Source organism: Microbacterium sp. ARD31 (assembly GCF_031844425.1).
Genome location: NZ_JAUZVE010000002.1, coordinates 531,997 through 556,715 on the forward strand (window position 1 = coordinate 531,997; position 24,719 = coordinate 556,715).

Genomic DNA, 24,719 nt, shown 5'->3' on the forward strand with positions numbered 1-24,719 from the left:
TCGCCCGCCGCGGATCTACTCTTGCGGCATCCGAAGAAATGCGAGGGCAGATCATGACCGAGAACCTCCGGAAGGGCGACCGCGTCAGCTGGGGAACACCGCAGGGACGCACGCAGGGCGAGGTCGTCGAGCGCCGGACGAGGGATTTCGAGTTCGAGGGTCAGACGTTCACCGCCTCGGACGATGAGCCGTCGTTCATCGTGGAGTCCGAGAAGAGCGGTCGGCGCGCAGCCCACAAGGGTGCGTCGCTGCGAAAGCTGAAGAGCGACTGACCCGGGCGATCGGGTCATGGACGTGATCTCGACCTCGGCCCCTCCGCTGCGCGGGGGTGTGGTCGCCGCCCAGGGCTGGCGCGATGTCGCCTTCGTCCACTGGCGGGTGCCACCCGAAGCGGTCGCTCCCCTGCTGCCGCCGGGCCTGGCGCCCGACGTCCACGACGGAACCAGCTGGGTCGGGCTGATCGCCTTCGAGCTTCGCGACGCCCGCATCGGGCCGTTCCCGGCGATGACGAGGTGGGGCTCGTTCACCGAAGTGAACGTCCGCCTGTACGCCGTGGACTCACGCGGCCGTCGCGGTGTGGTGTTCCGCTCGCTCGAGGCAGCGAGCCTCCCCGCGGTGCTGGCCGCTCGTGCGGTGTTCTCCCTCCCCTATATGTGGGCACGCACCGCGCAGCGACCACTCCCCGGCGGCTGGGAGTACGCCTCCCGCCGAATCGCGGTGCGCCCGGACCAGCTCGGACCGGGTTTCCGACTGGCTGTCACGGTCGATCCCTCGCAGGTCGTCGACGACGACACGGCTCGGTTCCTCACCGCGCGCTGGGGTCTGTTCGAGAGCCGCCTGGGGCGCACCCGCTGGCTGCCCAACGAGCACGAGCCCTGGGTGCTCCATCCCGCGCGGGTCGACAGCCTGCGGGACGATCTGTGCGCCGCCGCGGGGCTTCCCGGAGTCACCTCGCGAGCGCCCGACTCGGTGCTGTTCAGTCCCGGGGTGTCGTCACGATTCGGACGGGGCGAGACGATCTGAGCACCGGTCAGCCCGCCGCGAGTGCGGACAGCGCGTCACCGCTCAGGCGCTGCGTGGTCCACTCCGCCATCGGGTCCGCCCCGATCGACCGGTAGAAGGCGATGGAGGGCGCATTCCAGTCGAGAACGGTCCACTCCAGGCGCCGATAGCCGCGTTCCACGCAGACCTCGGCCAGCGAGGCGATGAGCGCCTTGCCGTACCCGCGCCCGCGCTGCTCGTCGTGGACGTATAGATCCTCGAGCCAGATGCCATGCGTGCCCGTCCAGGTCGAGTACGTGAGGAACCAGATGGCGATGCCGACGACCGCGCCGTCCCGCTCGACGACGTGGGTGAACGCCTTGGGGTCGGCGCCGAAGAGCGTACGCGTGAGGTCGTCGGCCGTGTTCTCGACAGCGTCGGGCTCGCGCTCGTAGTCGGCCAGGGCCTGAATGCACGAGAGGATGCCGGGCTCATCGCCCGGGCGCGCTGCGCGCAGCACCGCGCCGTCGGAGAGGACTCGAAGGGTCATCGCACGAGCGTAGCGAGCCCTCCGAGCCTCCGAGCCTCCGAGCCTCCGAGCGATCAGCGCACGGTGAGCGAGCCCGGTTCCAGGCGGACCGCGAACCGCGAGATCTCGCCGACCTCTTCGCCGTCGATCTCGAACAGGATGGGCTTGGGCAAGTCCACGCGGACCGCTTCCCCGCTCAGGTGCACGGCGGTGTCGGAACTGACCGCCGAGGCGTCCTGCACGAAGAGCTTGCGCACGCCGTTGTCCCACACGAACGTCTTGAGGGTCTCGAGCCACTGGGCCGGCGATTCGGCGCTCACCACGAGGAGGTCGAGCCGACCGTCGTCGAAGAGCGCATCCGGCAGCAGCGCGACGCCGCCCTGCAGCGTTCCGCAGTTGCCGATGAGAAGGGTGTGGGCGCTGAGCTGCTGCGGCTCGCCGTCGTCCAGCGTGATCGTCACGTCCACGACCTCGGATGCCGATACCGCACGCCCGATGGCCTCGACGTACGCGAGCCACCCGGCCTTGTCCTTGAGGTCGTCGTCGGTCTCGGACAGCATCTGCGCGTCGAGCCCGAAGCCGACCATCACGGTGAAGGCCCGCTCAGGCTCTCCGTTGTCCATCTCGACCCACCCCATGTCGATCGTGCGCTCCTGGCCCGGATCGAGAGCGCGCTCGAGCGCCTTCCTGACATTGCCGAGGGGTACGTCGAGATTGCGGGCGAGCAGGTTCCCCGTGCCCTGCGGCACGATCCCCATCGCCACGCCGCTCCCGGCGAGCGCTTCGGCCGCGGCACGGACGGTCCCGTCACCGCCGGCCACCAGCACCAGGTCGCACCCTGCTGCCAGGGCCGCCTCGGCGGCTCCGCGCCCCGGGTCCTCCACACTGGTCTCGAACCACTGGGCGGTGGCCGCGGCATCCGGGTCGACGCTGTCCACGGCGTCGCGGAGTTCGTCCTGATCGATCTTGCTCGGGTTCCATACGATCCCGACACTCGCTGAAGTCATGCGCTCACTCTCGGGCTCGGCCGCAGGGAATGCAAGCACTGGCGCACCGTGTCCGACTGTGCATCCGGATGACGGCATGCACGCAGATGAAGGAACTCTCATGATGAGCGGACCGGGGAACGTCGGCGGACTCTTCCCTGCCGCACAGCCCGAACATAGGCTCGATCCCGTGCCCGCTCGAACCCGAGGTCGGCACGTGCGACACCGGACGATCGGCGATCCGTCGGCCGCCGGCATCCGTCTTGCAGAGGAGACAACGGAATGCAGCAACGAACGCGCGGCCGCGTCGCCGCCGGAGCACTCGCGGGAGCCACGGTCCTCGCGCTCACCCTGGGCGGTGTGGGTGCCGCTCAGGCGGCCCCGAAGGATCCGAAGAACCCTCCCGCGAACGGCCGCACGGTCGAGATCAATCTGGTGACCGTCAACGACTTCCACGGTCGTATCGAGGAGTCGGGAACGGCAGGCGGCATCGCGCGCCTGTCCGGCGCGGTCAACGAGCTGCGAGCCGAGAACCCGAACACGCTGTTCGCCGCCGCCGGCGACATGATCGGCGCGTCGACGTTCACCTCGTTCATCCAGGACGACGTTCCGACGATCGAGGCACTCAACCTCGCAGGGCTGGACGTCAGTGCGGTGGGCAACCACGAGTTCGACCGCGGTTTCGCCGACCTCACCGACCGGGTCATGCCGCTGGCCGACTGGGAATACGTCGGGGCGAACGTGTACCTGAAGGACACGATGGAGCCCGCCCTGCCGGAGTACTGGATCGAGAAGGTCAACGGTGTGCGCGTCGGCTTCGTCGGCGCCGTCACCGATGAACTGCCCTCTCTTGTCGCGCCGGCCGGCATCGAGGACATCACCGTCGGCAGCCCCGTCGATGCGGCCAACCGGGTCGCCGCGGAACTGAGCGACGGCAAGGGCAGCAACGGCGAGGCCGACATCGTCGTGCTGCTCGTCCACGAGGGCGCCGCCGAGCCGACCGTCGAGTCGGCTACCGACCCCGAGACGCGCTTCGGGCAGATCGTGAACAACGCCAGCGACAACATCGACGCCATCGTCTCGGGCCACACCCACCTGGCGTACAACCTGGTGATCGACGACCGTCCGGTCATCTCGTCGGGACAGTACGGCGAGCGCTTCTCCAACATGGAGATCGTCTACGACCGCAAGGCCAAGGCGATCACCTCGATGGAGAACACCATCTACACGATGGCCATCCGCAACGCCCGCGGCGACGTGATCGGCTACCACTTCGAGCCCGACCCGGCGCTCGAGCCTCTGGTGGCCGAGGCCAAGGAGATCGCCGACGAGCTCGGCAGCGTCGTGCTCGGCGACGCCGCCGCGAGCTTCGGCCGCGCCGTCTTCGCCGACCCGGCGACCGTGACGGACTTCCCCGAGAACCGCGGCGGCGAATCCACGCTCGGCAACTTCGTCGCCGACGTGCAGAAGTGGTCGCTCAACGCCGAGGGCACCCGCGACGTGCAGATCACGTTCATGAACCCCGGCGGCCTGCGTGCCGACATCGCCTCGGGCGATGTCACGTACGCGGAGGCGGCTGCGGTGCAGCCGTTCGCCAACACCCTGGTGTCGATGAACCTCACCGGCGACCAGATCCGCCAGGTGCTCGAGCAGCAGTGGCAGCCGGCCTCGGCGTCGCGTCCGTTCCTCAAGCTCGGCGTCAACTCGGAGTTCCGCTACACGTACGACCCGACCGCCGCCGCCGGCAGCCGCATCACCCAGATGTGGCTCGACGGGGTCGCGATCCAGGCAGACCAGGTCTACTCGGTCGGCGCCAACTCGTTCCTGGCGTCGGGCGGAGACAACTTCACCGTCTTCCGCGCGGGTACGGCGAAGGCCGACAGCGGAAAGATCGACCTCGAGTCGATGGTGGACTGGTTCGACACGTTCGAGACGGCGACGCCCGACCTCACGCAGCGGGCCGTGGGCGTTCACGTCGACGGCGGCACCACGGTCGCGGCAGGGTCGTCGGTCACGGTCGACTTCTCGTCGCTGGACTTCACCCGTGACGAGACCGACGCCGACACCGCCGTCGTCTCGCTCGGCGGCGCCGTGCTGGGATCGGCCGGCATCGACACCTCGTACACGCCGACCACCGACGAGGTGGGCACGGCGACGGTCAGCTTCTCGGTGCCGGACACCGCGAGCGGGCCGACGACGTTCGAGCTGACGGTGCCCTCGACCGGCACGACCACGTCGTTCACGCTGAACGTGACCGGCTGAGTCGACCCCCCTCAGGATCGGAACGGCCCCGGGCTCCCGCCCGGGGCCGTTCCGCGTCTCAGGCGCCGGGTGCACTCCCGGCGGGCGCGAGTTCGGGCGTGAGCAGCTCGCGCTCGTCGAAGACGAAGCACTCTCCCGCGAAGTGGTCTCCACCGACCTGCTCGAAATAGCCGAGGATGCCGCCGTCGAGCTGCCACGCGTCGATCCCCGCGTCGCGCAGGTACAGCGCGGCCTTCTCGCACCGGATGCCGCCCGTGCAGAAGCTCACGACGGTCTTGTCCGTCAGCGTGCCGCGGTGGGCGGTCGCGGCATCCGGAAACTGGGTGAAGCGCTCGAGGCGCCAGTCGTGGGCGCCCGCGAACGTGCCGGCGTCGACCTCGAAGGCGTTCCGGGTGTCCACCAGCACGACCTCGCGCCCTGTGTCATCGTGACCCTGATCGAGCCAGCGCTTGAGCGTGAGCGGATCGACGGCGGGTGCCCTGCCCGCCTCGGGGCGGATGGTCGGATGATCCATGCGGATGATCTCGCGCTTGACCTTGACCAGCATCCTGCGGAAGGGCTGCGCCTCGGACCAGCTCTCCTTGGTCGTCAATGCCGCGAACCGCTCGTCGGCGCGCAGGTCGGCGACGAAGCCCCGCACCGCATCGGCCTCACCAGCGAGGAAGAGGTTGATCCCCTCTTCGGCGAGCAGGATCGTGCCCTTCAACGAACGCTCGAGGGCACGCTCCCGCAGGATCGCACGCTGCGCGGCGACGTCATCCAGATGCGTGAACAGGTAGGCCGAGATGTTGAGGACGGAGAGCACGGCCACCAGCCTAGGACCACCGCCACTGCGCGACCTCGGGGATGTCCTCGCCGTGCGCGCGAGTGTGCGCCCTCGCCCGATCGCGCCGCTGCTCGAGCTCGTCCCGGAACGCGGCATGTCGCTCCCGGGCTCCCGGCACCCGATCGATCGCGTCGGCGGCGAGCCGGTACCGGTCCAGATCGTTGAGCATCACCATGTCGAACGGGGTCGTGGTCGTCCCGCGCTCCAGGTAGCCGCGCACGTGCAGATTGTCGTGTCCGCGGCGACGGTAGGTCATCCGATGGACGAGGGCGGGGTAGCCGTGGAAGGCGAAGATCACGGGCCTGTCCGCAGTGAAGACGGCGTCGTAGTCGTCGTCCGTCAGTCCGTGCGGATGCCGGTCCTCAGGGAGCAGTCGCATCAGGTCCAGGACGTTCACCACCCGCACGCGCAGCTCGGGCGCCCCCTCGCGAAGCAGCGCCGCGGCGGCCAGCACCTCGAGCGTGGGAACGTCGCCGGCGGCGGCGAGGACCACGTCCGGCGCTTCGCCTGCGACCTCGGAGCCGGCCCAGTCGAAGACACCGAGACCCCGCTCGGCATGACGGCGGGCTTCGTCGAGGGTCAGCCACTGGGGCTGCTCCTGCTTTCCCGCGACGACCACATTGACGTACCCCCTCGACCTCAGGCAGTGGTCGGCCGTGACCAGCAGCGTGTTCGCGTCGATCGGCAGGTAGACCCGCACCACGTCGGGACTCTTGTTGACGACGACGTCGAGGAACCCCGGATCCTGGTGGGTGAACCCGTTGTGGTCCTGCCGCCAGACGTGACTCGAGAGCAGATAGTTCAGGCTCGGGATCGGCTCCCGCCACGGCACCTGCGAAGCGGCCTCGAGCCATTTGGCGTGCTGGTTGAACATCGAGTCGACGATGTGCACGAAGGCCTCGTAGGTGGTGAACAGGCCGTGGCGACCGGTGAGGAGGTAACCCTCGAGCCAGCCCTGGCACTGGTGTTCGCTCAAGACCTCCATGACCCGGCCGCGCGGGGCGAGGTCGCGGTCGACGGGGCGGATCTCGCCGAGCCACTGCTTTGCGGTGGCCTCGTACACGGCCGGGGCGAGACGGTTCGACGCGGTCTCATCCGGCCCGAACAGACGGAAATCGGAGGGGTTGTCGGTGATGACCGCAGCGAGCATGCGGCCCAGGACACCCGTCGACCCGGCATCCGAGGATCCGCGTGCGGTCGGGTCGACGTCGAACCCGAAGCGCTCGACAGACGGCACGGTCAGATCACGCCGGGCACCCCCGACGGTGTGCGGCGAAGCGCTCATCCGCCTGCCGGCCTCGGGAGCGAGCGCCGCGATCGACGACACCGGCGCTCCTGCATCGTCGAAGAGCTCGCGCGGACGATACGACCGCAGCCACGCCTCGAGCATCTCGCGATGGGCGATGTCGTCGCGCACCTGATCGAGCGGCACCTGGTGCGCGCGCCACGTGCCCTCGACGGGATCGCCGTCCACCTCGACCGGTCCCGTCCAGCCCTTGGGAGAACGCAGGATGATCATCGGCCAGCGCGGACGGATCTCGTCCCCCGCGCGGGCGGCCGCGCGGAGAGCGGCGATCCGGTCGAGCGTCTGGTCGAGCACGCCCGCGAGCGTCCGGTGGATCCGGTCCGGCTCATCGGATGCCGCGAACTCGACCAGCAGCGGATCGTAGCCGTAACCGCGGAACAGCTGCAGGAGCTCGTCATCGGGGATGCGGTCGAGGAGCGTGGGGTTCGCGATCTTCCAGCCGTTCAGATGGAGGATCGGCAGGACTGTTCCGTCCGTGACGGGATTGAGGAACTTGTTCCCGTGCCAGCCGGTGGCCGCCGGTCCGGTCTCGGCTTCTCCGTCGCCGACCACGCACACCACGGTGAGATCGGGGTTGTCGAACGCCGCACCGTAGGCGTGCGAGAGGGAGTACCCGAGCTCACCGCCCTCGTGGATGGAGCCGGGCGTCTCGGGCGCCGCATGGCTCGGGATGCCGCCCGGCCAGGAGAACTGCCCGAAGAGTCGCCGCATCCCCTCCTCATCGCGGCCGACGTCCGGGTAGCGCTCGGTGTAGGTGCCGTCCAGCCATGCCGCCGCGACCATCGCGGGTCCGCCGTGGCCGGGCCCGGCGATGTACAGCGCGTCCAGGTCGCGTTCGCGGATGGCGCGGTTCATATGCGCGTACACGAGAGTGAGCCCGGGAACAGTGCCGAAGTGGCCGAGCAGCCGGGGCTTGATCTTCTCCCGCGTGAGGGATCCGCGCAGCAGGGGGTCGTCGCGCAGGTAGATCTGGCCGACCGAGAGGTAGTTCGCCGCCCGCCACCACGCATCGAGGGCGTCGACGGTCTCGTCGTCGATGGGGCGCTCGGTCGAGAAGTCGTTCGCCGTCATGGCGCTCACGCTACGCGAGCGTCCCGCGCGCGACGACGGGCTTGCGCAGGCGCGACCGGTTCAGTAGCCGCCGACCGCCACGCGGTCGCCGACGATCGCGCGCGTGCTGGACAGTCCCAGTCGCGTGGCGCCCGCCGCGACCATGGCTTTGGCATCGGCCAGGGTGCGGATGCCGCCCGAGGCCTTGACCTCGAGGCGGTCGCCGACGGTGCGCTTCATCAGCTCCACGGCGTGGAGGGTGGCGCCGCCGGCGGGGTGGAAGCCGGTGGAGGTCTTGACGAAGTCCGCCCCGGCGGCCTCGGCGGCCCGGCACGCGCCCACGAGGGCCTCGTCGTCGAGCGCGGCGGACTCGACGATCACCTTCAGCACCACCGGCCGGGGGGCGGCCTCGCGCACCGCGCGGATGTCCGCCTCGATCGCGTCGAACCGCCCGTCGATGGCGGCGGCGATGTCGATCACCATGTCGATCTCGTCTGCGCCCTGCGCGACCGCGAGACGGGCTTCGGCCGCCTTGATCTCCGAGTGGTGCCTGCCGCTCGGGAAGCCGCACACCACGGTCAGCTTCAGACCTTCGGGCAGTTCGACCGGAAGCGCCGTCGGCGACAGGCACACGCTGTAGGCGCCGAGCTCCGCAGCTTCTGCGACCGCGGCGGCGATGTCGCCGCGGGTGGCCTCGGGCTTGAGCAGCGTGTGGTCGACGGCGCGTGCGAGGTGTGCGATGGACATGGTCCTCCAGGGACGAAGTGCGATGGGAAGTCAGAGACGAAGGAACGCCGCGTTCGAAACGCGGCACGACCTTTCATTCTGCCCGATGCACCTGAGCACATCCTGACGCCGCTAGAGCAGCCAGGGATCCATTCCACCGTCGTTCTGACGAGGCGGGTCGTCGATGATCGGCGGCGGCGCGTGGCGCCGGCGCCCCTTCTTGATCAGACCGTGGGCCGCGAGTGCCGCCGGCCCGGTCTCGCCGGCGCGCAGCCGGGTCAGCTCGGCCGCGCGCGGGCCGGTCGGTATGTCGTGCGGCAGCGAGCCTGCGGCCACCAGCCATTCGGGCATGCCCATCACCCGCAGCACGGATCGCAGCCGCTCCGACTCGAACACGCTGTCAGGATCGAGCTCCTCGGCCAGGAGCGCCCGCAGCTCCTCGGCGGCGGCGGAGCGTCCGAGTGCGGTGGCGAGCGCCTCGGCGTCGTCCTCGCCGACCGGATCCGACAGCACCTCGCGGTCGGCGCCGGGCTCGACGGACGGATCGCTGCAGTATCGGGCGATCTCGACGCCGTCGAGCCACGCCACGATGCCGAGCTGACGGTCGCGCCGGACCTGCACCGCCACGACAGGACCGGCGACGGCGGCGGCGATCGCACCCGCGACCTCGACGATCCCGCGGCGCCCCCGCGCCACGACGCCCGCGCCCGGGTCTCCGAGGATCACCGTCCAGCCCCGGTCGGGGGGTGCCACCCAGCCCGAGAAGCGGAGTCCGTGCAGGATCCCCGCCACGTCCGGTGCGGCATCCGCACCGGACGCGGCGATCGGATGCGACGCCTCCGAGCGCAGGAGCACCGCCCCGTAGGAGTGTCCGTCGGGGCCGCCGATGTCCGCCGACATGCCGGGCGAGACAGGAGGCAGCACCATGATCAGCCCAGGAAGCTGCTCGGGTCGTACTCGTCGATGGGGATCACGCGCACGCGTGGAAGCGGGGCGTCGAAGACCCCCGCGTCGAACTCGAGGTCGAACTTCTCGATGCCCGGAAGCGCCGCGTAGCCGACGTTGCGGAACTCGTTGAACGCCAGCAGCCCGACCCGACGGTCCGCGCCCACGAGCGCGCCGAGGTCGTCGAGGAAGTCACCGTCGTGACTGACGAGGATGACGTCGCCGCCGCGCTCGCGCAGGGCCGCGAGCGTTCGCTGGATGGCGATGTCGACGACCTTCTCATCGGGTGCTCCCGACAGCGGGACCACCCGGTAGTCCATCGCCTTGAGCGCCTGCACGAACGACATCGGGATGCCGCTGGAGGCGTTCAGGAAGAACAGCCCCTGCGCATGCTGCTGCCATCTGCGGGCCGCGAAGGCGATGAGACGGTCCCAGCGGGGGCGCTCCTCGGGCTGGGGGCGACGTCCCAGGATCGACGACCCGAGGGTCGCGTCGATGTTCTCGCCGTCCACCAGCACCCATGTGACGCCGTCGTCGTCGCCTGTCATCTCACCCTGCCCACCTCGCCGCGCGGTACGGCCTGCGACCAGCCTAGGCCGCGACGGCGCCCGCGCACCGTCAGGCGGCGAGTTCGTGCGACTGCTGGTAGAGCGCGAGCCGGAGGGCGCCCTCGTGCCGCACGTAGACACTCGACATCGCGGCCGAGAGCACCGGCTGCCCGTCCGCCGAATAGGCGCGAGCGCGGTAGATGAGGGCGGCCGCCTCGGGTCCGAGTGACAGGAATCGCGGCGGTCACCGTCCCGCACCCGTTCCGGTCGCGCCAAGGGGTTGCGCGCGGCAGGTTTTCGTCGTAGCACTCGGTGTCGACGCCGCCCGTCCGCCCGCGCGTAGCACTCGCGGAGGCGGCGTGCAAGGCCCGCGCCCGCGCCCGCGGTGCCGCGTACGGTCGATCCTGCTCGCACATCCACGAGCCACACGCTTGAACGGGAAGGAGCCACCATGGCCACCACGACCGCGAAGAAGTCGACTGCGAAGAGCACCGCCACCCCGGCACGCAACCGCCGGCGCCCCGCGAAGGGCGGCACCGGAGCCGAGCTGACCGACGAGCAGAACGCCGAATCCGGCTTCACCGCGTCGAAGGAGCTCGGCGAAAGCCTGCAGAAGGTGCTCGTCGACCTCATCGAGCTCTCGCTGCAGGGCAAGCAGGCGCACTGGAACGTCGTCGGACGCAACTTCCGCGACACCCACCTCCAGCTCGACGAGATCATCGAAGCCGCTCGCGAGTTCAGCGACACCGTCGCCGAGCGGATGCGCTCTCTGCACGCGCTTCCCGACGGCCGCAGCGACACCGTCGCCGAGACGACGACCCTGCCGGAGTTCCCCCAGGGCGAGATCGACACCAGCGAGGTCGTCGACCTCATGACCGAACGGCTCGACGCCGTCGTCCACACGTGCCGCGACGTCCATGACGACGTCGACGACGAAGACCCCACCAGCGCCGACATCCTGCACGCCGTGCTGGAGCGCCTCGAGCAGCTGTCGTGGATGGTGAGCGCGGAGAACCGCACGCCTCAGCGGTGATCCCAGGCGCTCTCTCGACGCCGCTTGCGACTTCGTGTCGCGAGCGGCGTCGTGCTGTTCCCGGCGCGCCTCACGCCCCGTCGGAACGAACCCGTTCGGCGGCGGTGTAGACGTTCATCGTCTCCCCGCGCACGAACCCGATGACGGTCAGGCCCGACCGCGCCGCGAGCTCGACCGCCAGCGACGAGGGCGCCGAGACGGCCGACAGGATGGGGATGCCGGCCATCACGGCCTTCTGCACGAGCTCGAAGCTCGCCCGGCCCGACACCTGCAGCACCGTGCCGGCGAGGGGCAGCCGATCCTCGCGCAGCGCCCATCCGACGACCTTGTCCACCGCGTTGTGCCGTCCGACGTCTTCCCGCGCGACGAGCAGCTCCCCCGTCGCGGCATCGAAGAGCGCCGCCGCGTGCAGGCCACCGGTCGTGCGGAACCCCGCCTGCTCCGCGCGGAGCCGATCGGGCAGCGACGCGATGAAGTCCGCGGTGACCGTGGCGGCATCCGTCGAGACGTCGAACTGCGACACCGTCTCGACGGCGTCGATCGACGCCTTGCCGCACACCCCGCACGAACTCGTCGTGTAGAAAGCCCGCGTCGTCACCGCGTCTGGCAGGCGAACGCCGGGGGCGAGGCCGATGTCGAGCACGTTGTAGGTGTTGGCCTCGCCGCCGGTGCCGGGCCCACCGCAGTGGACCGCGGCGCGGAACTGCTCGGCGCGCGTGAGCACCCCCTCCGACACGAGGAAGCCCGCGGCGAGGTCGACGTCGGCGCCGGGGGTGCGCATCGTGACTGCGAGGGGAACACCGCCGACCCGCAGCTCCAGCGGCTCCTCGACGGCGAGGGTGTCGCTGCGGCGCACCGGCTCGCCCCCCAGGGTGATCTTCACCACGGGACGTCGAGCGGTGATGCGACCCATCCCCCGAGGCTAACGCCGCGCGCTCACTCGTGGCGCTTGCGCCCGACGAGGTCGACGATCCCGACCACCAGCGCGACGGCGAGGAATCCGCCGACGGCGATCATGCCGTACCCGTAGGCATCGTGGAAGACGACGTACCGCTCCTCCCCCGCTTCGGCGTAGATCGTGGAGTAGAAGAGCGAGAGGCCGATGGCCGTGCCGACCGCGGCGCCGATGCGCTGGCCGAGCTGGCCGACCGATCCGGCGATGCCGCCCTGGCGCACCGGGATGTCCTGCAGGGTCAGGGTCTGATTCGGCGCGATGACGAGACCGCCGCCGAAGCCGCCGACCGTCATCACCGCCGCCATCGCCCACGGAACGACCTCGGCGGGAAGGACGACCGCGCACACGGCCAGGCCGATGACCGAGAGCAGGATCGCCACGAGCCCCCACACGACCACCGGGCGCCCGTAGCGTCCGACGAGGTTCCCGCCGATCCACGACGAGACCGCGCTGGCGAGGGCGAAGCCGATGGTCACCATCCCGGCGTAGACGGCGGCCAGCCCCACGCCCTGCTGCAGGAAGAGCGTGGTGAGCAGGAACATCGCCGGCGCTGCGGTGAAGTAGGCCGTCTGCAGCAGGGTGCCGTTCCGGTAGGACGAGATGCGGAAGAGCCCGAAAGGCACGAGCGGCGCCTTACCCGCCCGCGCGTACCGCCGCTCCCACACGAAGAACGCCACCGCGAACGCGGCGAAGGCCGCGAGCAGCCACCACCGCCGCGGGTCGTCGGTGGGAGCGCCGGTGGTGAAGAGGAAGGGCCACAGGAACGCCAGCACGGCGAGCCCGAACAGCACGACACCGACCGGATCGAGGGCGAGCGGGGCACTCGCGCGCTCCCGGGTGCGCGGCAGGACCCAGATCGCGGCGGCGATGGCGAGGACGCCGAGCGGCACGTTCATCCAGAAGACCAGTCGCCAGCCGTCGGTGTCGCCGCCGACCGCGATGAGCAGGCCGCCGAGGGTGGGACCGAACGCGGTGGCGATCCCGATGGTCGCTCCGAACAGCCCGAAGGCGCGCCCGCGCTCCTCGCCCTGGAACAGCTGCTGCGTGAGGCCGATCACCTGGGGCATCTGGATGCCGGCGGCGACGCCCTGCAGCAGACGGCCGGCGATGAGCAGCAGCGGCGAGGTCGCGATGGCGCACAGCAGGCTCGTCACCGTGAACAGCGACAGCCCGATGATGAAGAGCGCGCGCCGGGAGCGCTGATCGCCGAGCCGCCCGGCCGGGACGAGCACGAGGCCGAAGGTGAGCACGTACCCGGACACGATCAGCTGCAGCTCCGTGGAGCCCGCGCCCAGCGCCTGCTCGATCGAGGGCAGCGCGACGTTGACCTTCGACATGTCGAGGATGGTGATTGCGGCCACGCTCACGCACACCCAGTACGCGCGCCACCGCTGCGCATGGCTGAGACTGATCGTGCCGGTGGGGGTGGCGGTGGAGGTCATCGCTGACCACTCTGCCGTGATTCACAGCCGCGAGGGCGCGAATCCGACGGATTCCTCAGCCCCCGATGGCGTTCATCCCTCTCGCCGGCTGCAGGAACGACGGGTCGTTGATCGCGTGCCCCGGAAGCTTTCCCCGGACGCACGCGCGCAGCATCCGATCGATGTCGCCGTCAGCGTGCGGCGCCCGCAAGGTGGGCAGCAGGTCGTATTCGGTGGTCGAGAAGAGGCAGTTGCGCAGCTGCCCGTCGGCGGTGAGTCGCAGGCGGTCGCAGTCGCCGCAGAACGGTGCCGTGACCGAGGCGATGATGCCGACGGTGTGGGGTCCGCCGTCGAGCGTCCACCGCTCGGCCGGCGCGCCGCCCCGTCCGGGGACCGCCGTGAGGTCCCACCTCGTGGACAGCGTCGCGAGGATCTCGTCGCGCGTGACCATGCGGGCGCGGTCCCAGGTGTGCCCGGCGTCCAGCGGCATCTGCTCGATGAACCGCAGCTGCGCGTCGTGGGCGATCGCGAAGGCGACGAGGTCGACGAGCTCGTCGTCGTTGACGTCGCGCATGGCGACGGCGTTGAGCTTGAGCGGCGAGAGCCCGGATGCCGCGGCCGCCGCGATCCCCTGGAGCACCTCGGGCAGGCGATCACGACGGGTGAGCTCGTGGAAGCGGTCGCGCCGGAGGGTGTCGATGGAGATGTTGACCCGTCTCAGCCCCGCGGCCATGAGGTCGGGGAGCACGTCACCCAGCCGGATGCCGTTGGTCGTCATCGCGAGCTCGACGGGCCGGCCATCGGGACCGGCCAGCGAGGCCAGACGCCGCACCACGTCCACGATGTCGGTGCGCAGCAGCGGCTCGCCGCCGGTGAGGCGGAACGTGGTGATCCCGGCGGCTGCGGCCACCCGCGCCACCTCGACGATCTCATCGACGGTGAGGATGCTGGAGCGGGCGAGCCACTCGTTCCCCTGTTCGGGCATGCAGTAGGTGCATCGGAGCGAGCAGCGGTCGGTCAGCGAGATGCGCAGGTCGCGGTGGACGCGGCCGAAGGTGTCGACCAGGGCACCGGATGCGTCGCCCTGACGACGGGGGGCGGCATCCGCTCGCACCCCGATCACCACCGGGACGGCCGTCATGCGGGGCCGCCGCGGCGTTCGGGGGTCTCGAGCACCATGTCTTCGAGGCTACCCGCCGCTGTCGCCGCGGGACCAAAGTCCCCCGAAACGGCCGGATCCGGCTCGCCGTGACTGCGATCGTGGAGGGGAACGAACCGGCCCTCCGGCTCGTTCCCCTCTCGCCCTACCACGTGGTCAGACCACATGGTATTCTGTGGCCTGACCACAGGATCGCTCGACCGATCGGAGACCGCACGTGGAGCTGCTGGACCCGCTACTGCTCGCCCGCTGGCAGTTCGGTCTCACGACCCTGTATCACTACCTGTTCGTGCCGCTCACCCTCGGCATGGCGCTGGTCGTCGCCATCTTCCAGACCGTGTGGCACCGCACCGGCGACGTGAAGTGGCTGCACCTGACACGCCTGTTCGGCAAGATCTTCCTCATCAACTTCGCCATGGGCGTCGTGACCGGCATCGTGCAGGAGTTCCAGTTCGGCATGAACTGGTCGGCGTACTCGCGCTTCGTGGGCGACGTGTTCGGCGCACCCCTGGCATTCGAGGGCCTCATGGCCTTCTTCTTCGAAGCGACCTTCATCGGGCTGTGGATCTTCGGGTGGGACAAGCTCCCCCGCGCCCTGCACCTCGCGTCGATCTGGATGGTGGTGCTCGGCTCGACCCTGTCGGCGTACTTCATCCTGGCCGCGAACGCGTTCATGCAGAACCCGGTCGGCTACCAGATGGCCGCGGACGGCGGACGGGCCGAACTCATCGACTTCGGCGCGGTGCTCACCAACCCGGTCGTGCTGGCGGCGTTCCCGCACACGATCTTCGCGGCGTGGATGTTCTCGGCCGCCGTGGTCATCGCCGTCTCGGCGTGGCACCTCTCTCGCGGGCAGCACCTCGAGACGATGCGCTCGTCGCTGCGCTTCGGGCTGTGGGGCATGCTCGTCTCGTTCGCCGGCGTGGCACTGTCGGGCGACCAGCTGAGCCTGGTCATGGTGGCCACCCAGCCGATGAAGATGGCGGCCGCCGAGGCGATGTGGAACACCGCGTGCGGGGCGGACGCGTCGTTCTCGATCTTCTCGCTCGGCACCCCCGACGGCTCCGAGGAGATCTGGTCGCTGCGCGTGCCCTACCTGCTGTCCCTGCTGTCGACCCACTCGCTCGACGGCTGCGTCGAGGGACTCAACGACTTGCAGGCACTGTACAGCGAGCAGTTCGGTGCGGGCGTGGACTACATGCCCATCGTGTGGGTGACCTACTGGTCCTTCCGCTGGATGATCGGTCTCGGCGGCGCGGCGGCCCTCATCGCCGTGGCGGGGCTCTGGGTCACGCGGAAGAAGGCGACCCGCCCCGTCGCCGGCTGGATGTGGCGGATCGCGATCTGGTCCGCTCCGCTGCCGCTGCTCGGCAGCCTCGTCGGGTGGGTGTTCACCGAGATGGGCCGACAGCCCTGGATCGTCTTCGGCCTCATGCTCACCGAGGACGGCGTCTCGCCGAACGTCCCCGGCTGGACGGTGCTGATCTCGCTCGTGGCCTTCACGCTCGTCTACGCGGCCCTGGCCGTGGTGGAATTCGGCCTCATCCTCAAGGCCGCCCAGCAGGGCCCGGATCCGCTGCCCGGCCCCGACGACCCCGATCCGCGTTCACGCGCGATCGAAGACACCCCGACGACGGTCTACTAGGAGACGGCCATGGATCTCGCATACGTCTGGTTCTTCATCGTCGGCGTCTTCTTCGTCGGCTACTTCGTCCTCGACGGCTTCGACTTCGGCGTGGGCATGTCGCTGCCCTTCCTCGGCCGCAACGAGGTGTCGCGCCGTCAGATCATCAACACGATCGGGCCGGTGTGGGACCTCAACGAGACATGGGTGATCGTCGCGGGCGCGTGCCTGTTCGCCGCCTTCCCGGAGTGGTACGCGACGCTCTTCAGCGGCTTCTACCTGGCGCTGCTGCTGATCCTGCTCGCCCTCATCGCGCGCGGCGTGGCCTTCGAGTACCGCCATCAGCGTGACGACCTCCGCTGGAAGAAGCGATTCGACCTCATGATCATCGTGGGCTCGGCGGTGCCGGCCTTCCTCTGGGGCGTCGCGGTGGCCAACATCGTGCAGGGCGTGCCGATCGACGCGGAGTTCGAGTTCACCGGCACCCTGCTGACCCTGCTGAACCCGTACGCGATCCTCGGCGGGCTGACGACCCTGCTGCTCTTCTTCACCCACGGCGTCTACTTCGTCGCGCTCAAGACCGACGGGCAGGTGCACACGGATGCCCGCGTGCTGGCGCGCACGTCCGGTCTCGCCGCCGTCGCGGTGGCCGCGGTCTTCCTCGTGTGGACCGTCTTCAACGCCGTCGGCGCGGGAGCCCCGCTCATCGCCGGGGTCATCGCGTGCGCGGCGATCGCCGCCGTGACCCTGATCATGTCGCTCGTGTTCAACATGCGCGACCGTGAGGGCTGGGCCTTCGGCTTCGGCGCGGCGACGATCGTGGCGGCGGTGCTGACCCTGTGGCTGGCGCTGTTCCCCAACGTCATGCCGTCGTCGACCGACCCGGCGTTCTCCCTCACGATCGAGAACGCCTCCAGCACCGATTACACGCTCACGATCATGACCTGGGCGGCGGTGATCTTCCTCCCGCTGGTTCTGCTGTACCAGGGCTGGACGTACTGGGTCTTCCGCAAGCGCGTCACCCGCACACACATCGAGAAGGCCGGCGCGGCCGCCCACTGAGCACCGGTCTCCGGTCGCGCCGGGATCAAGGCGCGCGTGGCGGATAGGGTCGAGAAGCGATGATCGAAACGGATGCCGCGACCGGCGCGCGCCCCGAGCGTGTGCGGCCGGTGGACCCGCGACTGCTGCGCTACGCTCGCGCCTCGCGCGGCTTCTTCGCGGCGATCGCGCTCGTCGCCCTGGCCCAGACGGCCACGATCGTCGCGATCGCCTGGCTGCTCACGCAGGCGCTGGTCGGTGTCGTGGACGCGGCTCCTCCTGGCGAGATCGCCCGCGCGCTGGCGCTCCTCGCGGTCGCCGTCGCGGCGCGCGCGGTGCTGCTGTGGGCGCGGGAGTGGGTGGCGGCGCGCGCCGCGGCGCGCGTGCAGTCCGAACTGCGCTCACGCCTCGTCGACGCGGTCGGGGCGCTCGGGCCCGACTGGCTGGCCCGTCGCAGCACAGCCGGCCTCGCGGTGACGGCCGGCCGGGGACTCGACGCCCTCGAGGCCTACTTCGGCCGCTACCTGCCCCAACTCGTGCAGACCGTCGTGGCGACGCCGCTGCTCGTGCTGGTGATGTGGTGGCAGGACTGGATCTCGGGGCTCACCGTCGCTCTGACGCTCCCCCTCATCCCGATCTTCATGGTTCTCATCGGCCTCGCCACGCGCGCGGTCCAGCACCGGCAGTGGCGCACGCTGCAGCACCTGGCGACCCGATTCGCCGACACCGTGCAGGGCCTGGCGACCCTCACCGTGTTCGGGCGCCAGCATCGCGCGGCCGCCTCTATCGAGGCCGTCACCGATCGCTATCGACGCGAGACGATGAAGGTGCTGCGCGTGTCGTTCCTGTCGGGATTCGCGTTGGAGTTCCTGGCGTCCATATCGGTGGCGATCGTGGCCGTCTCGATCGGCTTCCGGCTGATCGACGGTTCGCTCGCCCTGACGGTGGGTCTGTTCGTGCTGCTCCTGGCCCCCGAGGCGTACCTGCCGCTGCGCCAGGTCGGCGTCCAGTTCCACGCGGCCGCCGAAGGGGTCGCCGCCACCGAGGATGTCTTCGGCGTCCTCGACGCCGCGCGTGCCGACGGCGCGCGCCCACTCCACACCACCGGGACCGGTTCGCCGTCGGGAGCGACGGGAGAGCGGACACTCGCCGTCGACGGACTGCGGGTGCGGCGCGGCCACCGCGTCCTGGGCCCCGTCGATCTGCACGCGGCTCCGGGTCAGCTGGTGCTCATCGAGGGCGCCAGCGGAGCGGGCAAGTCGAGCGTGCTCGCCGCGCTCCGCGGCGCGGCGGCCTACGACGGATCGGCGCGATGGCGCGGCGCCGAGGTGGGCGGGCTGGCACCGGCGGGCTGGCTCGCGTGGGCCGGTCAGCATCCGGGCCTCATCGCCGGGACCGTGGGCGAGAACGTCGCGCTGGGCGATGCCGAGGTCGACGAGTCCCTCGTCCTCCGAGCGCTGACACTGGCCTGCGCGGACGGCATCGACCCCCGACGGCACCTGGGTGTGCAGGGGACGGGGCTGTCGGGCGGTCAGGCGCAGCGCGTGGCCGTCGCGCGGGCGATCTACCGGCATCTGCGGGGTCGCGCGCCGGTCCTGGCGCTGGACGAGCCGAGTTCGGCGCTGGACGCCGCCACGGAGCGGCGGCTGTGGACATCGCTGCGCGGCCTGGCGGATGCCGGCGCGATCGTCCTGCTGGTCTCTCACCGTGCGACCGCGCGCGACATCGCCGACACGGTCGTGCCGGTGCAGCCGGCGGAGGTTCCGGCATGACTCGTTCCGAGCCCTCGATTCTTTCCTCCCGCGCCCGCGAGCGCGCTGTGCTGCGTCGGGCGCTCCCGCCGGCCCGCCGGCTGTGGCCCGCGCTCGCGAGCGGTTTCGCCTCCGAAGCCTCGGCGGTCGCCCTGCTGGCGGTGAGCGCCTGGCTCATCGTGCGGGCCAGTGAGCAGCCTCCCGTCCTGTTCCTCTCCGCGGCCGTGGTCGGCGTGCGCTTCTTCGCCCTGTCGCGCGCGGTCTTCCGCTATCTCGAGCGCCTGAGCGGGCATGACGCCGCACTCCGGCGCCTGGCTGCCGCCCGGGGCGATCTCGTCCGCCGGCTCGTCCCCCTCGCGCCCGACGGCCTCGCCCGCACGCGCCGCGGATCCGTTCTGGGCACCCTCGTCGACGACGTCGACGAACTGCAGAACCTGCCGCTGCGCGTCGTGCAGCCACTCGCAGCCTCGGCTGCGGTCGCGGTGGGCGCCGTGGTACTCGTCGGCTTCGTCTCGGTGCCGGCCGCACTGACTCTCCTGGCGTGCCTCGCCGCGGCGGCCGCGGCGGCGACCGTGTGGGGCTGGGCATCGGGCGCCCGGTGGGAACGGGCGATCGCTCCCCTCCGCGGCCGCCTGGCCGACGCCGTCCTCGACCACTTCGCGAGTCTGGATGTGCTGCAGGCCTACGGCGCGGCCGAGACCAGCACCGGTCGCATCCGCGACGCCGATGCCGCGCTCCGCAGAGCCGTGATCCGTCGCACGGCGGCGCAGGCGGGGACGGCCGCCGTCGTGTCGCTCCTCGCCGGCGCGGCCTCGATCGCGGCGATCGCGGTGGTCGCACCCCAGGTATCCGACGGCACTGTCAGCGCCCCCGCCTTCGCCGTCGCCGTGCTCGTGCCGATCGCGGTCTTCGAGGTGTTCGCCGCCGTCCCCCTCGCGGCCTCGGCCTGGCGCCAGGTGCGCTCGGCCGCCGCGCGCGTCGCCGATGCCGTACCCGACGACGTGCCGGCCGAGCTCGTGGCTCGCGGGCCCGCGCCCACCGGGCTCGCGCCGCCGCTCGGCGACGGCCTCCGCATCGAGAAAGCGGTCATCCGCTGGCCGGGCGATCCGGGCGCGGCCCAGCCGCGACCCTCTCTCGTGGTCGACGGACTGCGCATCGGGGCGGGCGAGCGCGTGCTGGTCGAGGGACCGAGCGGCGCCGGCAAGACGACACTGGCTCACGCGCTGGTGCGCTTCCTCGACGTCGACGGCAGATATGAGATCGGAGGGGCCGATGTGGCCGCTCTCGCCGCGGACGACGTCCGGCTGACGGTGGGACTGTGCGAGCAGCACCCCATGCTCTTCGACGAGGACATCCGCCAAAATCTGCTGTTCGCCCGCGACACCGCGACCGATGAGCAGCTCATGGCCGTACTCGAGCGGGTGGGACTGGGGGCGTGGCTTCGCGACCGCGGTGGTCTGGATGCGCGGGTCGGCGAGCGCGGGGCCCTCGTCTCAGGCGGGCAGGCGCAGCGCATGGCCCTCGCTCGGGCGCTTCTGCGCGACTTCCCGGTGCTCGTGCTGGACGAGCCGACGGCCGGCGTGGACCCGGCCGCGGCGGACGCCCTGCTGCGAGACCTTCTGACCGCGGTCGGCCCGGAGCAGTCCGTGGTGCTGATCTCCCACGTCGCGCCGCCCGACGGCCTCGTCGACCGCGTCGTGCGCATCGAGGACGGGCACGTCCGGTCTGCGCCCACGGCCACGCCCGCGGCGGGGTCCGCTGGCTAGCATCGTCGGATGACCCTCACCGTGCGCACCGCCGTCCGCGACGACGCGGCGGCGATCGCCCACGTCCGTGTGACGACGTGGCGTGCCGCCTACGACGGCCTCATCGACGACGAGGTGCTCGCGCACATGGACGAGGAGCGCGAGGCGGCTCGTCGGCGAGACGTCTGGGACCGCACGCACGCCGACCCGCGCGGGGCCGAGCTGGTGGCCGAGCTCGACGGCGGCGTGGTCGGATGGGCGGCGTACGGCCCTTCCGTCGACGAGGAGCGTCCCGGCAGCGGTCAGCTGTTCGCCCTCTACGCCCTCCCCTCCCACTGGTCGACCGGGGTCGGCGCGGCCCTGCTGTCGGCGGCCGAGCGCGGACTGCGGGATGCCGGCTTCACCGACGCGCACCTGTGGGTGCTCGAGGGGAATGCACGCGCCGCGACCTTCTACGAGCGGAACGGCTGGAGTGAGGACGGCGGGGTGCTCGTCGATCACCGCACCGGCGCCGACGGCCGCCGGTACACGCTGCACGAACGACGCCGGACTACCTCGCTCAGCCGCGTGCGATAGCGCCGGTCTCGGCGGCGGTCGGCCCCCCGGGGGCTGCCACCACCCGCACGTCGCGCGCCCCGACACGCACGTGCACGGGCGTCCCGGGAGCGAGGTCGAGAGCGGCCGCTCCGTCCGCCGGCAGATCCACGGCCACATCGGGTGCGGCCGTGCGCACCCGGACACCGGCCGGCGTCGGCTCCAGCCGCACGACGCGCGCGAGCCACTCGCCCGGCGCGGTCGGCGAGGGCAGCCGCAGAGCCGCCGTCCAGGTGGCGGCGTCGGCCCGCGCGATGTCGGTCGCCGATGGCCGGAACACCGCGACGGCCGGCCCGTCGCGCCCACCGGACGCCGGCCCGACCGCGATCGACATCTCGGCGTCGTCGGCGGTGAACACCCCGTCCCGCACCGCGCCGACCACGCGGTTGAGGCCTGCCACAGCGGCGACGAACCTCGTCTCGGGCGCGGCCAGGACCTCGCGCACCGAGCCGGACTGGGTCACCCGACCGCTCTCGAGCACCACCAGGTGCGATGCCAGGGCGACGGCGTCCACGGCGTCGTGCGTGGCGACGACCGCGGTGGTGCGCGTCGCGCTGAGCTGATCCCGCAGGACGGCCCGGATCTCGGCGGCCGTCTCGATGTCGAGCGAGGTGAGCGGCTCGTCGAGGAGCAGCACGGCCGGCGAGGTCGCCAGCGCCCGGGCGAGGGCGACGCGCTGCTGCTGTCCACCCGACAGTTGCACCGGACGCCGCGCGCCGAGTCCGTCGAGGCCGACGCGCCACAGCCACTCGTCGGCGTCGGCTTCGGCCACGGTGCGCGCGGTGCCGGCCGCACGCGGACCGAAGGCGATGTTCTCGAGGGCGGTGAGGTGCGGGAACAGACGGGGCTCCTGACCGAGCAGGACGACGCCGCGGCGGTCGGGCGAGGTCCGCACCCGGGGTCGTGACGCGCTGTCGAGGGTGCGCTCCCCCACGCGGATGCGTCCGGCGTGCAGCCGCTCCAGCCCCGCGAGCGTCGCGAGGAGCGTGGACTTGCCGGCGCCGCTCGGGCCCATCACGGCGACGGTCTCGCCCGCGGACACCGCGATCGCGGCATCCAGATCGAAGCCCGGGCGATGCACGGTCACCCGCGCGTCGAGCGACTGCCCGGTCACCGCGGCGCCTCCGCCCGCCATGCCCGCACCAGCACCAGCACGGCGACGGCGGCGACGAGCAGCAGGAGCGACAGCGCGACGGCGGTGCCCTGCGACACACCCGCGCCGTTGAACGCGGTGTAGATGGCGAGCGGCATGGTCTGCGTGACCCCCGGTGCGTTGCCGGCGAACAGCGCCGTCGCCCCGAACTCTCCGATGGCGCGCGCGAAGCACAGCACGACTCCGGCGACGAGCCCCGGTGCGGCCAGCGGCAGCGTCACGCGGCGGAGGATCGTCCACCGGCTCGCCCCCAGCGCTGCGGCCGTCTGCTCGAACCCGATCCCCGTGGCTCGCAGCGACCCCTCGAGGGCGAGGACGAGGAACGGAAGGGCGACGAAGGTCTGCGCCAGCACGACCGCGAAGGTGGTGAACGGCACACGGATCCCCCACTCCGCCAGAGCGGCACCCGCCCAGCCGGTACGTCCGAACAGGAACAGCAGGGCGACGCCGCCGACCATCGGAGGCAGCACGAGGGGGATGGTGACGAGGGCGCGCACCACGGCGGCTCCCCGCGCCCGCATCCGTGCCATCTGGAGCGCGAGCGGAACGCCCAGCAGGACGCACAGGCCCGTCGCGATCAGCCCGGTCCGCAGCGACAGGCCCAGCGCCGCGAGCGCCTCGGGCGAGGTCACGTCCCGCCACAGCGTCGAGAACTCGACCCGGCTCAGCAGGGCGATCAGCGGAACGACGAGCAGTGCCAGCCCGAGCAGCGCGGGGAGGGCGAGGATGCGCGGAACGAAACCGCTCGCCGGCGCCGTGCCGGCGCGCGTCGAGGTCACGAGACTCATGGCGCCCCGAATCCGGCGTCGGCGAGCACGCGCCGCCCCTCGGGGCCGGTCACGAAGTCCTCGAAGGCCGCAGCGGCCGCAGGGTTCCCCGCGTCGGCGAGGGTGGCGATCGGATAGCGGCTGACGACCTGGTCGGCCCCCTCGGCTGCAACGGCCCGGACACCGCGCGCACGGGCGATGTCGGTGGCGTACACCAGACCGGCGTCCGCTTCGGCGCTGGCGACCTTCGTCAGCACAGCCGTGACGTTCTGCTCGACACTGGCCGGCGAGACGTCGACGTTCTGCCGGTCGAGCAGTCGCCGGGATGCGGCGCCGCAGGGCACCTCCGGCGCGCAGAGCACCACGGTGGTGGCGGGACGCGCGAGATCCTCGAGCGCCGTCACGCCGGCGGGGTTGCCCGACGGCACCGCGATCACCAGCGTGTTGGCGGCGAACACGGTGGGGGTCGACGCGAGACCGGCGTCGACGACGACGCCCATCGCGGCCTCGTCCGCCGCGGCGAAGACGTCGGCGGGGGCGCCGGCGAGGATCTGCGTCGAGAGGGTCGTCGAGCCGTCGTAGACGATGGGGCGCACCTCCAGCCCGGGATGCCGCTCGGCGAAACGCGCGGCGATCTCATCGAACGCGCCGCCCAGTGAGGCCGCGGCGTAGACGGTGAGCTCGCCCGAGAGCCCACTCCCGGTCGGCGCGCCGGTCGCGGCATCCGGATCGCCGGCGGCGGCGCACCCGCCGACGGCGACGGATGCGGCCACCGTCAGCGCCGCGAGAAGCGGTCGCAGGGAGGAGGAATGTCGCACGGAAGTCATTCGGAGCCGAGGGGTTCGCGGACTCAGGGTCTCGGTGTTTCCACGATGACCGTCGTCGCCTTGACGACGGCGACGGCGAGCGCGCCGACCTCGAGGCCCAGTTCGCGCACCGCCTCGGCGGACATGAGCGAGACGATGCGGTGGGGACCGGACTGGATGTCGACCTGCGCCATCACCCCGTCCAGCTGCACGCGCGTGACCAGGCCGGTGAAGCGATTGCGGGCGCTCGAGAGGGCGTCCGAGGAGTCGGCGCCGTCGGCTGCCAGGTCGACGGCGCGGGCCGCGAGCGCCTCGCCGGGGATCTCGGCCGGGCTCGCCTGCGTGACGGGGAGGATGCCGGCGTCCACCCACCGCCGCACGGTGTCGTCGCTCACTCCGAGAAGCCGCGCGGCGTGCGCGATCTTGTAGCTCGCCATGTCGTCACCGTATCACCGCATCTGCGGCGCTGACCCGCTTCATCGACCGCATCTGCGGTCGCTGCGCGGTGCGT

The 24,719-nt window shown here is 71.3% G+C and carries 23 protein-coding genes; 9 read left to right on the plus strand and 14 right to left on the minus strand.

Translation table 11 applies throughout. The features are described 5' to 3' along the window. Positions 1-53: 53 nt before the first annotated feature. Together Q9S36_RS09245 and Q9S36_RS09250 are read left to right on the plus strand one after the other, a co-directional pair. Positions 54-272: a DUF2945 domain-containing protein gene (locus Q9S36_RS09245; protein WP_311284852.1), complete on the plus strand. Its 219-nt coding sequence runs from the start codon at positions 54-56 to the stop codon at positions 270-272. Positions 273-288: 16 nt separating this feature from the next. Beyond that, complete coding sequence (locus tag Q9S36_RS09250) at positions 289-1,023, plus strand: DUF2071 domain-containing protein (RefSeq protein WP_311284853.1); 735 nt, start codon at positions 289-291, stop codon at positions 1,021-1,023. A gap of 7 nt (positions 1,024-1,030) precedes the next feature. Here Q9S36_RS09250 and Q9S36_RS09255 read toward each other — a convergent pair whose 3' ends face one another. Both Q9S36_RS09255 and Q9S36_RS09260 read right to left on the minus strand, forming a co-directional pair. After that, complete coding sequence (locus tag Q9S36_RS09255; RefSeq protein ID WP_311284854.1) at positions 1,031-1,531, minus strand: GNAT family N-acetyltransferase; 501 nt, start codon at positions 1,529-1,531, stop codon at positions 1,031-1,033. Between the two features lie 53 nt (positions 1,532-1,584). Beyond that, positions 1,585-2,517 (minus strand): diacylglycerol kinase family protein, encoded by a 933-nt coding sequence (locus Q9S36_RS09260; RefSeq protein WP_311284855.1) that lies wholly within the window; start codon positions 2,515-2,517, stop codon positions 1,585-1,587. A 261-nt stretch (positions 2,518-2,778) separates the two neighbouring features. Between Q9S36_RS09260 and Q9S36_RS09265 the strand changes: the two genes are divergently transcribed. Beyond that, on the plus strand, positions 2,779-4,758 hold the full coding sequence (locus Q9S36_RS09265; RefSeq protein WP_311284856.1) for a 5'-nucleotidase C-terminal domain-containing protein: 1,980 nt from the start codon (positions 2,779-2,781) through the stop codon (positions 4,756-4,758). 58 nt (positions 4,759-4,816) lie between these two features. On the opposite strand, the gene Q9S36_RS09270 is transcribed toward Q9S36_RS09265, so the two are convergent. The 5 genes from Q9S36_RS09270 to Q9S36_RS09290 all read right to left on the minus strand — a co-directional run bounded on the left by Q9S36_RS09270 (position 4,817) and on the right by Q9S36_RS09290 (position 10,159). Next, entirely contained in the window at positions 4,817-5,563 is a 747-nt protein-coding gene (locus Q9S36_RS09270) for a sulfurtransferase (protein ID WP_311284857.1), read from the minus strand. Positions 5,564-5,573: 10 nt separating this feature from the next. Continuing rightward, positions 5,574-7,961 carry a phosphoketolase family protein gene (locus Q9S36_RS09275; protein WP_311284858.1) on the minus strand — a complete coding sequence of 796 codons (2,388 nt, stop codon included), beginning with the start codon at positions 7,959-7,961 and terminating at the stop codon, positions 5,574-5,576. 60 nt (positions 7,962-8,021) lie between these two features. Continuing rightward, positions 8,022-8,687, minus strand: a complete 666-nt coding sequence (gene deoC / locus Q9S36_RS09280; RefSeq protein WP_311284859.1) for a deoxyribose-phosphate aldolase — start codon at positions 8,685-8,687, stop codon at positions 8,022-8,024. Positions 8,688-8,798: 111 nt separating this feature from the next. Then, positions 8,799-9,593: a hypothetical protein gene (locus Q9S36_RS09285; protein ID WP_311284860.1), complete on the minus strand. Its 795-nt coding sequence runs from the start codon at positions 9,591-9,593 to the stop codon at positions 8,799-8,801. A 2-nt stretch (positions 9,594-9,595) separates the two neighbouring features. Continuing rightward, positions 9,596-10,159 carry an NYN domain-containing protein gene (locus Q9S36_RS09290; RefSeq protein ID WP_251451048.1) on the minus strand — a complete coding sequence of 188 codons (564 nt, stop codon included), beginning with the start codon at positions 10,157-10,159 and terminating at the stop codon, positions 9,596-9,598. Between the two features lie 451 nt (positions 10,160-10,610). On the opposite strand from Q9S36_RS09290, the gene Q9S36_RS09295 reads away from it, so the two are divergent. After that, the gene (locus Q9S36_RS09295) at positions 10,611-11,192 is read left to right on the plus strand and encodes a Dps family protein (RefSeq protein WP_251451054.1); all 582 of its coding nucleotides are present in this window, start codon (positions 10,611-10,613) and stop codon (positions 11,190-11,192) included. A gap of 70 nt (positions 11,193-11,262) precedes the next feature. Here the strand turns inward: Q9S36_RS09295 and fdhD are convergent, their stop codons facing one another. The 3 genes from fdhD to moaA are packed head-to-tail and all read right to left on the minus strand — an operon-like array spanning position 11,263 to position 14,709. Next, a complete protein-coding gene (fdhD, locus tag Q9S36_RS09300; RefSeq protein WP_311284861.1) occupies positions 11,263-12,105 on the minus strand; it encodes a formate dehydrogenase accessory sulfurtransferase FdhD in 843 nt (280 codons plus the stop codon). A 23-nt stretch (positions 12,106-12,128) separates the two neighbouring features. Continuing rightward, positions 12,129-13,589 carry an MFS transporter gene (locus Q9S36_RS09305; protein ID WP_311284863.1) on the minus strand — a complete coding sequence of 487 codons (1,461 nt, stop codon included), beginning with the start codon at positions 13,587-13,589 and terminating at the stop codon, positions 12,129-12,131. Positions 13,590-13,644: 55 nt separating this feature from the next. Further along, positions 13,645-14,709 (minus strand): GTP 3',8-cyclase MoaA, encoded by a 1,065-nt coding sequence (gene moaA, locus Q9S36_RS09310; RefSeq protein ID WP_311284864.1) that lies wholly within the window; start codon positions 14,707-14,709, stop codon positions 13,645-13,647. A 235-nt stretch (positions 14,710-14,944) separates the two neighbouring features. On the opposite strand from moaA, the gene Q9S36_RS09315 reads away from it, so the two are divergent. Genes Q9S36_RS09315 through Q9S36_RS09335 form a run of 5 tightly spaced genes read left to right on the plus strand, consistent with a single transcriptional unit; the run spans position 14,945 to position 21,464 of the window. Next, positions 14,945-16,372 (plus strand): cytochrome ubiquinol oxidase subunit I, encoded by a 1,428-nt coding sequence (locus Q9S36_RS09315; protein WP_311284865.1) that lies wholly within the window; start codon positions 14,945-14,947, stop codon positions 16,370-16,372. Positions 16,373-16,381: 9 nt separating this feature from the next. Further along, positions 16,382-17,413 (plus strand): cytochrome d ubiquinol oxidase subunit II, encoded by a 1,032-nt coding sequence (gene cydB / locus Q9S36_RS09320; RefSeq protein WP_311284866.1) that lies wholly within the window; start codon positions 16,382-16,384, stop codon positions 17,411-17,413. Between the two features lie 59 nt (positions 17,414-17,472). Continuing rightward, complete coding sequence (cydD, locus tag Q9S36_RS09325) at positions 17,473-19,164, plus strand: thiol reductant ABC exporter subunit CydD (protein ID WP_311284867.1); 1,692 nt, start codon at positions 17,473-17,475, stop codon at positions 19,162-19,164. Next, positions 19,161-20,909, plus strand: coding sequence for a thiol reductant ABC exporter subunit CydC (cydC, locus tag Q9S36_RS09330; RefSeq protein WP_311284868.1), 1,749 nt, complete (start codon positions 19,161-19,163; stop codon positions 20,907-20,909). The genes cydD and cydC overlap by 4 nt, the downstream gene beginning before the upstream one ends. A gap of 9 nt (positions 20,910-20,918) precedes the next feature. After that, positions 20,919-21,464, plus strand: a complete 546-nt coding sequence (locus Q9S36_RS09335; RefSeq protein WP_311284869.1) for a GNAT family N-acetyltransferase — start codon at positions 20,919-20,921, stop codon at positions 21,462-21,464. On the opposite strand, the gene Q9S36_RS09340 is transcribed toward Q9S36_RS09335, so the two are convergent. Genes Q9S36_RS09340 through Q9S36_RS09355 form a run of 4 tightly spaced genes read right to left on the minus strand, consistent with a single transcriptional unit; the run spans position 21,448 to position 24,645 of the window. Continuing rightward, complete coding sequence (locus Q9S36_RS09340) at positions 21,448-22,596, minus strand: ATP-binding cassette domain-containing protein (RefSeq protein ID WP_311284870.1); 1,149 nt, start codon at positions 22,594-22,596, stop codon at positions 21,448-21,450. The genes Q9S36_RS09335 and Q9S36_RS09340 overlap by 17 nt on opposite strands. After that, positions 22,593-23,423 (minus strand): ABC transporter permease, encoded by an 831-nt coding sequence (locus Q9S36_RS09345; protein ID WP_311284871.1) that lies wholly within the window; start codon positions 23,421-23,423, stop codon positions 22,593-22,595. Before Q9S36_RS09345 ends, Q9S36_RS09340 begins: the two co-directional genes overlap by 4 nt. After that, positions 23,420-24,229: a molybdate ABC transporter substrate-binding protein gene (gene modA, locus Q9S36_RS09350; RefSeq protein ID WP_311284872.1), complete on the minus strand. Its 810-nt coding sequence runs from the start codon at positions 24,227-24,229 to the stop codon at positions 23,420-23,422. Before modA ends, Q9S36_RS09345 begins: the two co-directional genes overlap by 4 nt. A gap of 23 nt (positions 24,230-24,252) precedes the next feature. Continuing rightward, positions 24,253-24,645, minus strand: a complete 393-nt coding sequence (locus Q9S36_RS09355) for a TOBE domain-containing protein (RefSeq protein ID WP_311284873.1) — start codon at positions 24,643-24,645, stop codon at positions 24,253-24,255. Positions 24,646-24,719 lie beyond the last annotated feature (74 nt).

Bases quoted from the DNA above. Each gene is read 5' to 3' on its own strand.
- Q9S36_RS09275 (WP_311284858.1), bottom strand. From the start codon at position 7,961: ATGACGGCGAACGACTTCTCGACCGAGCGCCCCATCGACGACGAGACC.
- modA (WP_311284872.1), bottom strand. From the start codon at position 24,229: ATGACTTCCGTGCGACATTCCTCCTCCCTGCGACCGCTTCTCGCGGCG.
- cydD (WP_311284867.1), top strand. From the start codon at position 17,473: ATGATCGAAACGGATGCCGCGACCGGCGCGCGCCCCGAGCGTGTGCGG.
- cydB (WP_311284866.1), top strand. From the start codon at position 16,382: ATGGATCTCGCATACGTCTGGTTCTTCATCGTCGGCGTCTTCTTCGTC.
- Q9S36_RS09260 (WP_311284855.1), bottom strand. From the start codon at position 2,517: ATGACTTCAGCGAGTGTCGGGATCGTATGGAACCCGAGCAAGATCGAT.
- Q9S36_RS09265 (WP_311284856.1), top strand. From the start codon at position 2,779: ATGCAGCAACGAACGCGCGGCCGCGTCGCCGCCGGAGCACTCGCGGGA.
- Q9S36_RS09355 (WP_311284873.1), bottom strand. From the start codon at position 24,645: ATGGCGAGCTACAAGATCGCGCACGCCGCGCGGCTTCTCGGAGTGAGC.
- Q9S36_RS09345 (WP_311284871.1), bottom strand. From the start codon at position 23,423: ATGAGTCTCGTGACCTCGACGCGCGCCGGCACGGCGCCGGCGAGCGGT.
- Q9S36_RS09285 (WP_311284860.1), bottom strand. From the start codon at position 9,593: ATGGTGCTGCCTCCTGTCTCGCCCGGCATGTCGGCGGACATCGGCGGC.
- deoC (WP_311284859.1), bottom strand. From the start codon at position 8,687: ATGTCCATCGCACACCTCGCACGCGCCGTCGACCACACGCTGCTCAAG.
- Q9S36_RS09245 (WP_311284852.1), top strand. From the start codon at position 54: ATGACCGAGAACCTCCGGAAGGGCGACCGCGTCAGCTGGGGAACACCG.
- Q9S36_RS09305 (WP_311284863.1), bottom strand. From the start codon at position 13,589: ATGACCTCCACCGCCACCCCCACCGGCACGATCAGTCTCAGCCATGCG.
- Q9S36_RS09255 (WP_311284854.1), bottom strand. From the start codon at position 1,531: ATGACCCTTCGAGTCCTCTCCGACGGCGCGGTGCTGCGCGCAGCGCGC.
- Q9S36_RS09250 (WP_311284853.1), top strand. From the start codon at position 289: ATGGACGTGATCTCGACCTCGGCCCCTCCGCTGCGCGGGGGTGTGGTC.
- fdhD (WP_311284861.1), bottom strand. From the start codon at position 12,105: ATGGGTCGCATCACCGCTCGACGTCCCGTGGTGAAGATCACCCTGGGG.
- Q9S36_RS09290 (WP_251451048.1), bottom strand. From the start codon at position 10,159: ATGACAGGCGACGACGACGGCGTCACATGGGTGCTGGTGGACGGCGAG.
- Q9S36_RS09295 (WP_251451054.1), top strand. From the start codon at position 10,611: ATGGCCACCACGACCGCGAAGAAGTCGACTGCGAAGAGCACCGCCACC.
- moaA (WP_311284864.1), bottom strand. From the start codon at position 14,709: ATGACGGCCGTCCCGGTGGTGATCGGGGTGCGAGCGGATGCCGCCCCC.
- cydC (WP_311284868.1), top strand. From the start codon at position 19,161: ATGACTCGTTCCGAGCCCTCGATTCTTTCCTCCCGCGCCCGCGAGCGC.
- Q9S36_RS09335 (WP_311284869.1), top strand. From the start codon at position 20,919: ATGACCCTCACCGTGCGCACCGCCGTCCGCGACGACGCGGCGGCGATC.